A 12219-nucleotide genomic window follows, 5' to 3' on the forward strand; every position below is an offset into this window, starting at 1 on the left:
CGACAGCAACACCCCGTACCATGAAAAACACCCTCCCGCGCCGTCGGTTTCTACACACTCTCGCCACTGCTGCGGTCGTGTCCGCAAGCTTTGCCACACCCCTGGCGGCTGTCGCCGACAGCTGGCCCGGCAAGCCGCTCAAGTTCATCGTGCCGTTTCCGCCGGGTGGCGCCACTGACGCCAGTGCGCGCATCATTGCCGAGCATCTGGGCCGGCGCCTGGGCCAAGCCGTGGTGGTCGATAACAAGCCCGGTGGATCCACCATCATCGGCGTCGACATGGTCGCCAAGGCTGCGCCCGACGGCTACACCCTGCTGGTCACCGGCGGTGGCAGCTTGGCGGTGTTGCCGGCGCTGCGCAACAACCTGCCGTTTGATGTCAACAAAGACTTGGTGCCCATCACCCAACTGGTGAGCGCGCCCGTGGTGTTGGTGACTTCATCGGCCAAGCCGTTCCACAAGCTGACCGACTTCATCACCGCCGCTAAGGCGCATCCCAAAGACTTGCGTTATTCGACCTATGGCGCCGGTAGTGCGCCGCACTTGGCGGGCGAGATGTTGTCCAACGCGGCGGGCATTGAGCTGGAGCCGATTCCGTTCAAGGGTGCATCAGAAGCTTTGCTGGCCTTGCTGCGCGGAGAAGTTGACCTGGGGTTTGAGACCCTGTCGGCGGCCAGCGCACACATCAAGTCGGGCAAGTTGCGCGTGTTGTCGCTCAACGGCGAAAACCGCACCCCTTTCTACCCCGAAGCGCCGGGCATGGGCGAGCTGGGGCTGGCGGCCGCGTCGATTGAAGCCTTTTATTGCCTGCTGGCGCCGACCGGCACGCCGCCCGCCATCACCACCCGGCTGAACAAAGAGGTGCAGGACATCCTGGCCCAGCCGGATGTCAAGGAGCGCATGGCCGCCATGTTCCTGGAGATCAATGCCGCAGGCCCCGAGGCCATGACGACGCTGGTGAAGTCGCAGACCGCCAAGTTCAAAGCCATCGCCCAGAAAGCCAAGATTCCGACGACAGCCCAATAGGAGACAGACGTGACCGAAGCCGTTTTAACAAGCCCGAGCGCAGAGCACCTGGAGCAGGCGCAGACCGCCATCAACACCATGCCCGACAACGTGATCGACACCACGCAGTTCAAGTCGGCGCTGGTGCCCATGTATTGCCCCGAGCTGGTGCCCAGCCTGAACTATTTTGTCAACCAACTGGGCTTCAGGATAGACGCCATCTTTCCGGCGGACGCGCCCGCCACCGCCATCGTCTCGGGCTACGGCCTGTCGCTGTATCTGTCTGTGCATGTGACCCAGGGTGTGCAAACCCTGCACCTGCTGTGCACAGCCCCCGACCTGGCCGCTGGCGGCCAGCGCGAACTGCTGGCGCCCAACGGCGTGAAGATTCGCCTGGCCCATGTCGATCCGCCGATGAAGTCGCCCACCACGCGCCAGGCCTTGGTGCTCAGCACCATGGATGGTGATGCCGAATGGAGCGTGGGCCGCGCCGGCCTGCGGTACCGCGACCTGCTGCCGGACCGCCATGGCGGCGCCTTCATCGCCTCACACATCGCCATTCTGGAAGGCGGCCCGGTGCCCGACTACGTGCACTTCCACAAGGTGCGCTTTCAGATGATCTTCTGCCGCAAGGGCTGGGTGCGTGTGGTCTACGAAGGCCAGGGTGAGCCCTTCATCTTGAACGCGGGCGACTGTGTGCTGCAGCCGCCGACCATTCGCCACCGCGTGCTGGAAAGCTCGGCCGGTGCCGAGGTGGTGGAGATTGGCAGCCCCGCCGAACACATCACCATGGCCGACCACGACTTGCCTTTGCCAAGTGCGCCGCTGCCGCCCGAACATTTGTTTGGCGGCCAGCGCTTTACGCGCCACATCAAAGCCGAGGCCGCATGGACGGACTGGCGCCTCAAGGGTTTTGAGGCGCAGAACACCGGCATTGAAGCTGCTACCGATGGCCTGGCCGCCGTGCGTCTGGTGCGGGTGACCGGGGCCAGGCCCGCGGTGGTGCAAAGCCACGCGACCGAGTTCTGTTTTTACTTCGTGCTCAGCGGCAGCCTCACCGTCACACAAGGCGCGGCAAGTTATACGCTCAACAAAGACGACAGCATCACGATTCCAGGCCAGATGCCCTACGCCTTGGCGGCATCGCCCGACCTGGAAATGCTCGAGGTGATGTTGCCGGGTTCGCCCGAGATCTTGCTCGAGGACGTCAACTGAGCCCTGAGGCGATGCGCGAGGCCAAAAAACCATGCAGGGCCTGGCGCCCCGCCATTACCTGGCCCAGCGTCACTTGAACGAGCGGGTGACGAACTCGACCAACGCACGTACGCGCCCCGCGTTCTGCAGCCGTTGCGGGTAAACGGCGTAGATGTCTGCATCGGGGGTGTGGCACTGGGGCAAGACCTGCACCAGGCGCCCGCTTTTCAGGTGGCGCTCAATATCCCATTCGGCGCGCATCAGAATGCCATGGCCATCCAATGCCCAGTTCACGGCGACCTCTCCGTCATTGGTGGTGAGATTGCCTCTGGTTTTGACGGCCTCTGTGGTGCTCGCACGCCCCCGGCCACTGGTGAGCCGCCACACACCATAGGCTTCTTCGCCCTGGCGAATGCCTATGCAGTTGTGCTTCACCAGATCGCTTGGCACCTTGGGTGTGCCGCGCTTGGCAATGTACGCCGGCGAGGCGCACAATAGTCTGCGGTTGGGCGCGATGTGTTTGGCGATGACACGTGCATCCGGTGGTGCGCCGAAACGGATGCAGACGTCAAACGCATCTTCTGTGAGGGGCGGCGGGTTTACCGACAGTTGAAGTTGCACTTCCACATCGGGAAACGCCGACACAAATTTCGAGAGGATGGGGGCGACATGCATGCGCCCAAAGCCCAGGGTTGCGTTGACGCGCAGCAAGCCTTTCGCGGACGCCTTGGCACCACTGATCAATTGCGCCATGTCGTCGATTTCACTGAGGATGCGGCGCGCGTGTTCGAGATAGACCTCACCCTCCGGCGTCAGGCTCATGCGGCGTGTGGTGCGACTGACCAGAGATACACCCACGCGAGACTCCATCAAGGCCAGGTGTTTGCTCACGGCCGGCGTTGAAATGCCCAGTTCGCGTGCGGCAGCGCTCAGACTTCCGGCAGAGGCAATGGCCGAGAAAAAGCCGAGGTCAGCAGCTTGAATGGCATTCGGCATGGTGCGGGTCCATTGTTAACTTCAAGTAAATATTGGATTGACTTTAGCGGCATCCCCGCAGGGTGTCGAGTCCTTACAGTCACGCCATCCATCAGCAGTCGGAGACCCTCCATGAAGACATACCGCATCGCAACAATTCCCGGCGATGGCATAGGCAAAGAAGTTGTACCGGCGGGCCAGGAGGTGCTGGAAGCCCTGGCACGTTCCAGCACACAATTCAGGTTCGAGTTTGAGAACTTCGGCTGGGGCGGCGACTGGTTCCGCGCCCATGGTGTGATGATGCCGGACAACGGCCTGGACGCGCTGCGCGACAAGGACGCCATACTGTTCGGCTCGGCGGGCGACCCGCACATCCCCGACCACATCACCCTCTGGGGCCTGCGCCTGAAAATCTGCCAGGGCTTCGACCAGTACGCCAACGTGCGCCCCACACGCATCCTGCCTGGAATCGACGGCCCCCTGAAGCGTTGCGGCCCGGACGACCTGAACTGGGTCATCGTGCGGGAAAACTCCGAGGGTGAATACGCCGGCGTGGGTGGCCGTGTCCACCAAGGCCACCCCATAGAAGCTGCCACCGACGTTTCGATGATGACCCGCGCCGGCGTGGAGCGCATCATGCGCTTCGCCTTCAAGCTGGCCCAGTCACGTCCACGCAAGCTGCTGACCGTTGTCACCAAGAGCAATGCGCAACGCCATGCCATGGTGATGTGGGACGAGATCGCGGTGCAGATCGCCAAGGAGTTCCCCGACGTCAAATGGGACAAGGAACTGGTCGACGCCGCCACGGCGCGCATGGTCAACCGCCCGGCCACGCTGGACACCATAGTCGCCACCAATTTACACGCCGATATCCTGAGCGACCTGGCGGCGGCCCTGGCCGGCAGCCTGGGCATTGCGCCCACCGGCAACATCGATCCCGAACACCGCTACCCCTCGATGTTTGAGCCCATCCATGGCTCGGCTTTCGACATCATGGGCAAGGGCCTGGCCAACCCGGTGGGCACGTTCTGGTCGGTGGTCATGCTGCTGGAGCACCTGGGTGAGGTGCAAGCCGCAGCACAGCTCATGCGGGCGGTGGAAAGTGTCACCGCCAACCCGGCACTGCATACCGGCGACCTGGGGGGCAAGGCGACCACGGCGCAAGTGACGCAGGCTGTGTGCCAGCAATTGAGCGCGCCGCCGCAGCGCAAGCTTGCCTAGCCGTTGCTTTACAGCGCTGCTTGAAAAAAATAAAAGGAGACAAGACATGGACAGCAAAGCAATCGACCCACGCAAGGCCTTGACGGCCATCGCGTTGGGCTTGACCACCGCCTTTGCCTGCGCACAGGAGTTCCCCAGCAAGCCGGTCACTTTGGTCGTGCCATTCCCGCCCGGCGGCAGCTCCGATGTGTTGGCGCGGGCATTGACCGAAAAGTTGTCGGCAGGCCTGGGCCAACCCGTCATCGTGGAAAGCCGCCCCGGTGCCGGCGCAACACTGGGGGCTGCTTATGTGGCCACGGCCAAGCCCGATGGTTATACCTTGCTGATGGGTGCGGTGCACCACGCCATCGCCACCAGCGTCTACAAAAAACTGCCCTACGATTTTGAGAAGAGTTTTGCGCCTGTCACCACCGTGGCGCTGGTGCCCAATGTGTTGGTGATCAACGCCAAATCGCCGGTCACCGATGTCAAGGGATTGGTCGCAGAAGCCAAGACAGCGAAAGACAAGCTGGCCTTTGGCTCAAACGGCAATGGCACGTTGCAGCATCTGGTGGGCACACAGTTCGCGGCGATGACCGGCATTGAATTGCTGCACGTGCCCTACAAGGGCAGCGCGCCGCTGACCACGGATCTGCTGGGCGGCCAGGTGGCCATGTCGTTCGACACCATCACGCCCGTGGTGCCGTTTATCAAGAGCGGCAAGCTGCGCGCCCTGGCCGTGACAACGGCCAAACGTTCCAGCACCTTGCCCGATGTGCCCACCCTTGAAGAGTCCGGTCTAAAGGGTTTTGACCAAGGCACCTGGTTCGGCATTCTGGCCCCGGCCGGCACACCCAGGGATGTGGTGGCCAAACTGAACGCTGAGATGGTGAAGATCATCCAGTCGCCGGACTTCCAGAAACGTATGGCCGACATAGGCGCCGAACCCGTTGGCAACTCGCCGGCCCAGATGGCCGAGCAGATCAAGGCCGACACCAGCAAGTACGCCAAGCTGGTGAAAGACGCCAACGTCGTCATAGACTGAGCAGCATCGCTTTCATGGGGCGATGGCGCTGCCAGCGCGCACCGCCTCGGTCCACGGCCCAGCGTGTGCTTGCGTCCGGCCGCAATGGGCTTGCGGTCGGTAAGTGTCGCGATCAGGTTTCCAGGCTTTTGCCATGCATCGACACGATTCGGCATCTGGAGCGAGAATTCGCCATCGTTTTGCGTGGGTTTTGCCGGTGATGCCGATGCCATCTCCGGAAAATCCAGCGCGTGTGCCCCGGGCCACGCCGCGCGATGACTGGCGTTTCCTCTCTGAAGACCGTGAACTGATATGCGCTTATTACTGGTAGAAGACGAAGCCGAAATGGCGGCATGGCTGTTGCGCGCCTTCAAGCAAAGCGGCTATGTGCCAGACCATGCGCCGGATGCTGTCACGGCCGAATCGCTGCTGGCGGGCAACAACTACGACGTGGTGGTGCTGGACCTGCGCCTGCCCGACAAACACGGTCTGGCCGTGCTGGCCGATCAGCGCAAGGCTGGCAACCGTACACCGGTGTTGATCCTGACGGCGCAAGGCGCTTTGCAAGACCGTGTCAAAGGACTGAACCTAGGCGCCGATGACTTTCTCACCAAACCTTTCGAGATCGAAGAGCTGGAAGCGCGCCTGACGGCGCTGGTGCGGCGCAGCCGGGGCAACGTACAGACGGTCTTGCAATGTGGTTCCTTGTCTTGCGCCAGTGACAGCCGCGCCTTCACACTGGGCGGCAAGCTGCTGCAGCTCACACCGCGCGAGAGTGCGGCCTTGTCGGTTTTGCTGGCGCGCAGTGGAACGCCGGTGGAGAAGTCGCTGCTGTCCGGCAAGGTGTTTCCGGTGGCCAGCAGTGCTGGACCGGATGCGATTGAGCTGGTGCTGCACCGCCTGCGCCGCAAGCTGGCCGGTGGCGATGTACGCATCGTCACCGTGCGCGGCCTGGGCTATATGCTGGAGAGCATGGCGGACGCCACACCGCTATGAAAGTCCTGCGTACCGATCCCGATCGGTTCGGCATCCGTGCGCGCCTGCTGACCCTGCTGCTGCCGGGCATTCTCGGGCTGCTGGTTCTGGACAGTTGGAACGACTACCGCGCCCTGCGCAACCTGGTGCAGGACACTTACGATCAATCAATGCTGGAGTCGGCCACCACGCTGCGCAGCCGTGTGTCGCTGGCGGCCGATGGTGCGTTTCGGCTGGAGGCGCCGTTTGTTTCTCCGGTAGCGGAGGATGTGGCGCATGCGGGTGCTGCTCCGCAAAAGTTCTGGCATGTGGCGGTGACGCCGCAGCGTGCAGCGGTTTCACCCCCCGCCGCCGCATCGAATCCAGTCATCCTGCTGGGCGAAGCCGATCTGCCTGCGCCGCCCTTGCCACCCGCAGCACCGCCCACCGTAGGCCCCTCGGGTGCCATTTGGTACGACAGTTATTACCGTGGCCAATCGGTGCGTGTGGTGGCCTTGCAGAGCCAACTGCGCGATCAACGCGGCCGGCCCTACGACTTGCTGGTCCAGTTGGCCGAAAGCACCGGGCCGCGCGACCGTGTGCAAGCGGCTTCGTCAGAGCAGGCCTTGCTGCGCGACACACGTATGCTGCTGGTGGTGATATTGCTGGTGTGGTTGGGGGTGACCTGGTCCTTGCATCCCCTGGAGAAGCTGCGCAAATCCGTCCTGGACAGCAAGGGGCACGAGCTGCAGCCCTTGGACACCAGTGGTGTGCCGCATGAGGTAGCCCCCCTGGTGGCGGCCATCAACCTGCACGTTGCGCGCTACCGTGAACTGCTGGACCAGCAGTCGCAGTTTCTCGCCGATGCCTCGCACCAGTTGCGCACGCCACTGGCCATCATGTTGACCCAGGCCGGCGTGGCATTGAGGGAAAAAGACGCCGACAAGGTGCAGCAGACCCTGCGCGCCATCGTCGCGCAGATTGCGCGCAGCCGGCGTTTGTGTGAACAGCTGCTGTCGCTGGCCGATGCTCATGACAGTGCTGCTCCGGTAGATGCACCGGTGCTGGTGGACCTCAACCACATCGCCAAAGAAGTGGTGCTGCAGTACCTGACCCTGGCGCACGAGAAACAGCAGGACCTCGGCTGGGTGGACGCGCGGGATCAAGCCGATGTGTGTGTGGCGCGACCAGACGAGATGGCCGTGCCGGTGCTTGCGCGGGCGCTGGAACTGCACGAAAGCCTGGCCAACCTGGTGCACAACGCCATCGTCTACACCCCGGTGGGCGGGCGTATCACCGTCAAGGTTTACACCCACGAAGGCAGGGCTTTGGCCGAGGTCAGCGACAACGGTCCGGGCATTGCCGAGGCGCTGCGTGAAGTTGTTTTTGAACGCTTTCAGCAAGGCACAGCCGACCCGGCCAAATCGTCGCGAACCGGCTCACGCGGTTCGGGCCTTGGCCTGGCGATTGCACGCGCCTACGCCAGGCGCAATGGCGGCGACATCAGCCTGGCCGATGCCACCGCGGAGGCCAATACCAGCGGCTTGCGCGCCACCTTGCAGCTTACTTTGGTGACTTGATACCGCTGCCTGAAGGACGCCTCATCGCCTGCGGAAAACACCTATCCATCGGTTAGTGATAACACGTATTTTGCGGCTAGCTGTCTGAAACGAAAGCCGTTTGGAAGCCTCGCTTTCTACTATCCGCTCCCATACTTTTGGAGACCCGGATGGACCTTTCCCGTTCAAACACAACGCCCCGTGTGGCGCAGCCCAGGAGCTGCCTGCCATGAATTTCAGTAACCGCAACTTCGTCCGCGGCTTGTTCCTCATGGCGATTGCCGTGCTTTTCGGCACGGTGGCCACGAAGTACTCCATCGGTGAACTCAGCCGCTCCGGCCCAGGCATGTTCCCGCTGCTGGTGAGCTGCTTTTTGTTTGTGATTGGTTTGCTGCAAGCCGTGCGCGCGCACTTTGTGGCGCCGGTGCCGCTGGACTACAGCGTGAAAAACATCCTGGTGATTCTGGCCAGCCTGGTAGGCTTTGCGCTGATCTCCGAATACCTCAACATGATTGTGGCCATCGTCTACCTGGTGTTCTGCTCCACGCTGGCAGGTACCTCGTATTCGGTGTCGCGCAACATCAAGATCAGCATTGGCCTGGTCCTGGTGGCTTTTGCCTTCAAAGAATTCCTCGGCCTGAGTTTGCCGCTGTACGGAGGCTGAGCGATCATGGATGTTCTACACAATCTCGCGTTCGGGTTTGAGCACGCACTGACCTGGCAAAACCTGTTGTACTGCGCGCTGGGGTGCACGGTTGGCACCCTCATCGGGCTGCTGCCCGGCCTGGGCCCGCTGTCGACCATCAGCCTGTTGCTGCCCTTGACCTATTCCATCCCCACGGGGGGGGCACTGATCATGTTGGCCGGTATCTACTACGGGGCGCAATACGGCGACAGCGTGAGTGCCATCACCATGAAGATTCCGCACGCCAGCAGCATCGTGGCATGTATAGACGGCTACCAGATGACGCTCAAAGGCAAGACCGGCCTGGCCTTGTTCACCGCAGGCATCTCCAGCTTCATTGGTGGTACGGTGGCCATCATCGTGTTGTCGACCATGGCTCCCGCACTGGGCGAGGTGGGCTTTCTGTTTGGCCCCGCAGACTATTGCGCACTGATGCTGTTGGGCTTCTTCTGCGTGAGTTTTGTGAGTGCTGGTAGCCTGCTCAACGGCCTGGCCATGGCCATGGTGGGTGTGCTGCTGGGCATGGTGGGCACGGACGTGAACAGTGGTGTGGCGCGCTACACCATGGACCTGCCTTTCCTGATGGATGGCATTGGCTTGATCAGCATTGCGCTGGGTTGTTTTGGTATTGCCGAGGTGGTGAAGAACCTCGACAACAAAAACGTGCTCACGCCGTTCAACGGCAAGATCAAACTCATGCCCACCTGGCCCGAGTTCAAACGCATCATCCCCAGCGCGCTGCGCGGCAGTGTGATCGGCTCCATCCTGGGCATCCTGCCCGGCGGCGGCCCCACCATTGCCCAGTTCGCGGCGTATGCAGCCGACAAGAAGTTCAGCAAGTACAAACACGAAATCGGCACGGGTTGCATTGAAGGTGTGGCCGGTCAAGCGGCTGCCGATGAAGCCGCTGCACGTACCAGCTTCATCCCGCTGATGGCCATTGGCATTCCGGAAAACGCCGTGATGGCCTTGATGATGGCGGCCTTCATCGTCAAGGGCATACAGCCCGGTCCGAACATGATTGCCACACACCCTGACTTGTTCTGGGGCCTGGTCGCCAGCATGTGGGTGGGCAACTGCTTCCTGGTGGTGCTGAACGTGCCACTGGTGCGTTACTGGTTGTCGGTGTTCAAGATCCCTTACACCGTGTTGTTTCCGGCGATTCTGTTCTTCTGCTGCATTGGTACCTTCAGTATCAACAACAGCCTGGACGACATCTTCACCACCTCGGTGTTTGGTTTGATTGGTTACCTGTTCCTGCGTTTGGACATGGAAGCCGCGCCGCTGATGCTGGGCTTCATCCTGGGCCCCATGCTGGAAGAGAACTTCCGCCGCACCATGCTGCTCAGCCGTGGCAGCTTTGAGGTGTTTGTCACGCGTCCGATCAGCGGCACCCTGTTGGGCGTGATTGCACTGGTCATCGTGTGGCAAAGCGTGTTGTTCTTGAAAAATATGCGCAAGGGCTCACCGCCTGTGGTGGAAGAGGCGGCGGCCGTGCCCGGCTAAGGTTGTCTACTTGGCGGGGCTGCGCAGCGAACTCAGGTACGCGTGCAGCGCCCGCACATCGGTCTCGCTCATGGCGCCCAAGGACTCGAATGGCATCACTTTGACTGCCGAGCCGTCTGGGCGCTTTCCCGTTTTGAAGAGTTTGAGCAGCGCATCCGCATCGGGGTAGCGCTGCAGCGCCGAGTCGGCACCGGGCGCTAGCCTGGAGGCCGGTGGCCAATCGGGTGGGCCGCCGGGCACGCGGCCACCGGCCAGCTGCGGGCCGTGGCAGCCCAGGCACATATTCGCCACATACCGGCCATGCGCAACGGTATCGCCCTGCGGCAAGGGAGTTTGCGGCGGCAGGTTGTGGTCTATCTTCGCGGCCGCGTCTTGAATCATGCCAAACCCATACAGCGCCCGCACCGGCAGCGGAAGCTGTACCAGGCCCACCAGGCCTTGGTCGCTTGCGGGCATGTGGCGCAGCCAGGCCACCAGGGCGGCCAGGTCGTCATTGGTCAAACGGTTGTAGTCCTCGCTGGGCATGATCAGCAGCGGCCGTCCCTGCGGATGCACGCCGTGGCGTATGCTGCGCACCCAGTCTTCGGGGCGGTAGCTGGTTGTCACACTGCCGGCCCCGGGGCTGATGTGTGGGCCGACGATTTTCATGCCATTGGGGTCGTCGAGAAACACCCGGCCCTTGCCGTCGGCGCCGTGGCAATCCACACAGCCGCGCGAGGCGTAGAGGTAGCGGCCACGCTCTATGGCCGCGGGGTCGTCGCTCAGGACCACCGCTTGCACGTTCACGTCGATGCGGCGCTGCATCTTGCGCTGCGCCAGCTCCAGGCCCAGCCAGACTGTGCCTGCGGCCAGCAGCAACAAAACCAATAGCGCCAGGCCTATGCGCTTGAGCCACCTGCCGGCGCGCGGGCTCATGCGGCGCTCCACGTTGTTAGCTTGGGATCTTGCGCAAGAATGGAAAGCAACATCGCAATACTCCTTCGATTTGATAAATCAAGCAAAGTCGATTCGCAAATACAAGAGCCAGGCTGCGGCCTTTGATAGACCGCAGACTGGCTCCGGAAGCGAATGCTGCGATGAAGCCTGGCGTCTTGTCAATCGCCAAGCGGTGGGTGTGGGTTGTTATTCGGGCAGCAAACCAATCTCGGCGGCGAACTGGCCCAGGCGTTTGTGCTCGTCTTGCAAGAACGTATCGAAGTCTTTGGGTGAGCCACCGGGCGCGGGAATCGGGCCTATGCCCAGAATCTTGTCCGCGACACCAGGGTTGGCCAGCAGTTTGTTGATCTCGGCATTCAGGCGCGCGATCACGGGCTGCGGTGTGCCAGCCGGCGCCACCATCGCCATCCAGCCGGTCATCTCCAGGCCGGGCAAGGTCTCGGATACGGTGGGCACTTGCTCCCAGCCGGGCACACGTTTGGCGGTGGTCACGGCCAGCACCCGCAGGCGTCCCTGTTTGGCGAGCTGCGCGGTCGAGGCCAGGTCGGCCACCACGGCCTGGGCGTGGCCACCCATGATGTCTTGCAGCGCCACTCCCACCGAGCTATAGGCCACCAGGTTGGCTTGGGCCTTGGTGCGGGCGTTGATGACGCGGGCAATCATGCCGCCGAAGGTGCGCGGGCCTTCGTTGGCCAGCGACAACTTGCCGGGGTCTTGTTTGCTGCGTGCCACCAGGTCTTGCAACGAGGTGATGGGTGAATCGGCGCGCACCAGCACGGCGAACGGGCTGTTGGCCACAAAGGCCACGGGCACGAAGTCTTTCAAAGGGTCGTAGGGCAGGGTCTTGAACAGGTAGCTGTTGGTCACCAGCGCGGCGGTGGTGGCGAAGTACAGGGTATAGCCGTCGCCTGGCGAACGCGCCGCCGTTTGTGCGCCTATGACGTTCTGGCCGCCGGGTTTGTTGTCTATGACCAGCGGTTGGCCCAGCGCTTGCGCCAGGCCGTCGCCCAACACACGTGCAATATTGTCGGGGCCGGAGCCGGCGGGTTGCGATAACACCACCTTGATGGGTTTGCTGGGCCAGGTGTCTTGTGCGGCGGTGAAGCCGGTGCGCAAAAGCGAGGCTGCGCCCAGGGCGCCTGCGGCCAGGTTGAAGGTTCTTCTTTGCATGTTTGTCTCCGT

General features: G+C 62.4%; 11 protein-coding genes. 8 read left to right on the forward strand and 3 right to left on the reverse strand.

Annotation, left to right across the window (positions count from 1 at the left end):
• Positions 1-20 precede the first annotated feature (20 nt).
• Both ACFQ95_RS14120 and ACFQ95_RS14125 read left to right on the forward strand, forming a co-directional pair.
• Positions 21-1025, forward strand: coding sequence for a Bug family tripartite tricarboxylate transporter substrate binding protein (locus ACFQ95_RS14120; protein ID WP_422831921.1), 1005 nt, complete (start codon positions 21-23; stop codon positions 1023-1025).
• 9 nt (positions 1026-1034) lie between these two features.
• A complete protein-coding gene (locus ACFQ95_RS14125; protein ID WP_422831922.1) occupies positions 1035-2219 on the forward strand; it encodes a cupin in 1185 nt (394 codons plus the stop codon).
• A 69-nt stretch (positions 2220-2288) separates the two neighbouring features.
• On the opposite strand, the gene ACFQ95_RS14130 is transcribed toward ACFQ95_RS14125, so the two are convergent.
• Complete coding sequence (locus ACFQ95_RS14130) at positions 2289-3194, reverse strand: LysR substrate-binding domain-containing protein (RefSeq protein ID WP_422831923.1); 906 nt, start codon at positions 3192-3194, stop codon at positions 2289-2291.
• A 111-nt stretch (positions 3195-3305) separates the two neighbouring features.
• On the opposite strand from ACFQ95_RS14130, the gene ACFQ95_RS14135 reads away from it, so the two are divergent.
• The 6 genes from ACFQ95_RS14135 (at position 3306) to ACFQ95_RS14160 (ending at position 10101) form a co-directional block, all read left to right on the forward strand.
• Entirely contained in the window at positions 3306-4394 is a 1089-nt protein-coding gene (locus tag ACFQ95_RS14135; RefSeq protein ID WP_422831924.1) for a tartrate dehydrogenase, read from the forward strand.
• 46 nt (positions 4395-4440) lie between these two features.
• Positions 4441-5418 (forward strand): Bug family tripartite tricarboxylate transporter substrate binding protein, encoded by a 978-nt coding sequence (locus ACFQ95_RS14140; protein ID WP_422831925.1) that lies wholly within the window; start codon positions 4441-4443, stop codon positions 5416-5418.
• Positions 5419-5709: 291 nt separating this feature from the next.
• A complete protein-coding gene (locus ACFQ95_RS14145) occupies positions 5710-6393 on the forward strand; it encodes a response regulator (RefSeq protein WP_422831927.1) in 684 nt (227 codons plus the stop codon).
• Positions 6390-7931 (forward strand): sensor histidine kinase, encoded by a 1542-nt coding sequence (locus tag ACFQ95_RS14150; protein ID WP_422831929.1) that lies wholly within the window; start codon positions 6390-6392, stop codon positions 7929-7931. The genes ACFQ95_RS14145 and ACFQ95_RS14150 overlap by 4 nt, the downstream gene beginning before the upstream one ends.
• 208 nt (positions 7932-8139) lie before the next feature.
• A complete protein-coding gene (locus tag ACFQ95_RS14155) occupies positions 8140-8574 on the forward strand; it encodes a tripartite tricarboxylate transporter TctB family protein (protein ID WP_422831930.1) in 435 nt (144 codons plus the stop codon).
• A gap of 6 nt (positions 8575-8580) precedes the next feature.
• Positions 8581-10101: a tripartite tricarboxylate transporter permease gene (locus tag ACFQ95_RS14160; RefSeq protein ID WP_422831932.1), complete on the forward strand. Its 1521-nt coding sequence runs from the start codon at positions 8581-8583 to the stop codon at positions 10099-10101.
• A 6-nt stretch (positions 10102-10107) separates the two neighbouring features.
• Here the strand turns inward: ACFQ95_RS14160 and ACFQ95_RS14165 are convergent, their stop codons facing one another.
• Both ACFQ95_RS14165 and ACFQ95_RS14170 read right to left on the reverse strand, forming a co-directional pair.
• Positions 10108-11016, reverse strand: coding sequence for a c-type cytochrome (locus tag ACFQ95_RS14165; RefSeq protein ID WP_422831934.1), 909 nt, complete (start codon positions 11014-11016; stop codon positions 10108-10110).
• A 207-nt stretch (positions 11017-11223) separates the two neighbouring features.
• On the reverse strand, positions 11224-12207 hold the full coding sequence (locus ACFQ95_RS14170; protein WP_422831936.1) for a Bug family tripartite tricarboxylate transporter substrate binding protein: 984 nt from the start codon (positions 12205-12207) through the stop codon (positions 11224-11226).
• Positions 12208-12219 lie beyond the last annotated feature (12 nt).

Origin of the sequence: Variovorax sp. HJSM1_2, assembly GCF_049316285.1 — a bacterium.
Classification (GTDB): domain Bacteria; phylum Pseudomonadota; class Gammaproteobacteria; order Burkholderiales; family Burkholderiaceae_C; genus Rhodoferax_B.

What these genes read in the sequence shown, in the direction of transcription:
- ACFQ95_RS14155 (WP_422831930.1), top strand. Translation starts at nt 8,140, where the DNA reads ATGAATTTCAGTAACCGCAACTTCGTCCGCGGCTTGTTCCTCATGGCG.
- ACFQ95_RS14140 (WP_422831925.1), top strand. Translation starts at nt 4,441, where the DNA reads ATGGACAGCAAAGCAATCGACCCACGCAAGGCCTTGACGGCCATCGCG.
- ACFQ95_RS14170 (WP_422831936.1), bottom strand. Translation starts at nt 12,207, where the DNA reads ATGCAAAGAAGAACCTTCAACCTGGCCGCAGGCGCCCTGGGCGCAGCC.
- ACFQ95_RS14160 (WP_422831932.1), top strand. Translation starts at nt 8,581, where the DNA reads ATGGATGTTCTACACAATCTCGCGTTCGGGTTTGAGCACGCACTGACC.
- ACFQ95_RS14120 (WP_422831921.1), top strand. Translation starts at nt 21, where the DNA reads ATGAAAAACACCCTCCCGCGCCGTCGGTTTCTACACACTCTCGCCACT.
- ACFQ95_RS14135 (WP_422831924.1), top strand. Translation starts at nt 3,306, where the DNA reads ATGAAGACATACCGCATCGCAACAATTCCCGGCGATGGCATAGGCAAA.
- ACFQ95_RS14145 (WP_422831927.1), top strand. Translation starts at nt 5,710, where the DNA reads ATGCGCTTATTACTGGTAGAAGACGAAGCCGAAATGGCGGCATGGCTG.
- ACFQ95_RS14165 (WP_422831934.1), bottom strand. Translation starts at nt 11,016, where the DNA reads ATGAGCCCGCGCGCCGGCAGGTGGCTCAAGCGCATAGGCCTGGCGCTA.
- ACFQ95_RS14150 (WP_422831929.1), top strand. Translation starts at nt 6,390, where the DNA reads ATGAAAGTCCTGCGTACCGATCCCGATCGGTTCGGCATCCGTGCGCGC.
- ACFQ95_RS14130 (WP_422831923.1), bottom strand. Translation starts at nt 3,194, where the DNA reads ATGCCGAATGCCATTCAAGCTGCTGACCTCGGCTTTTTCTCGGCCATT.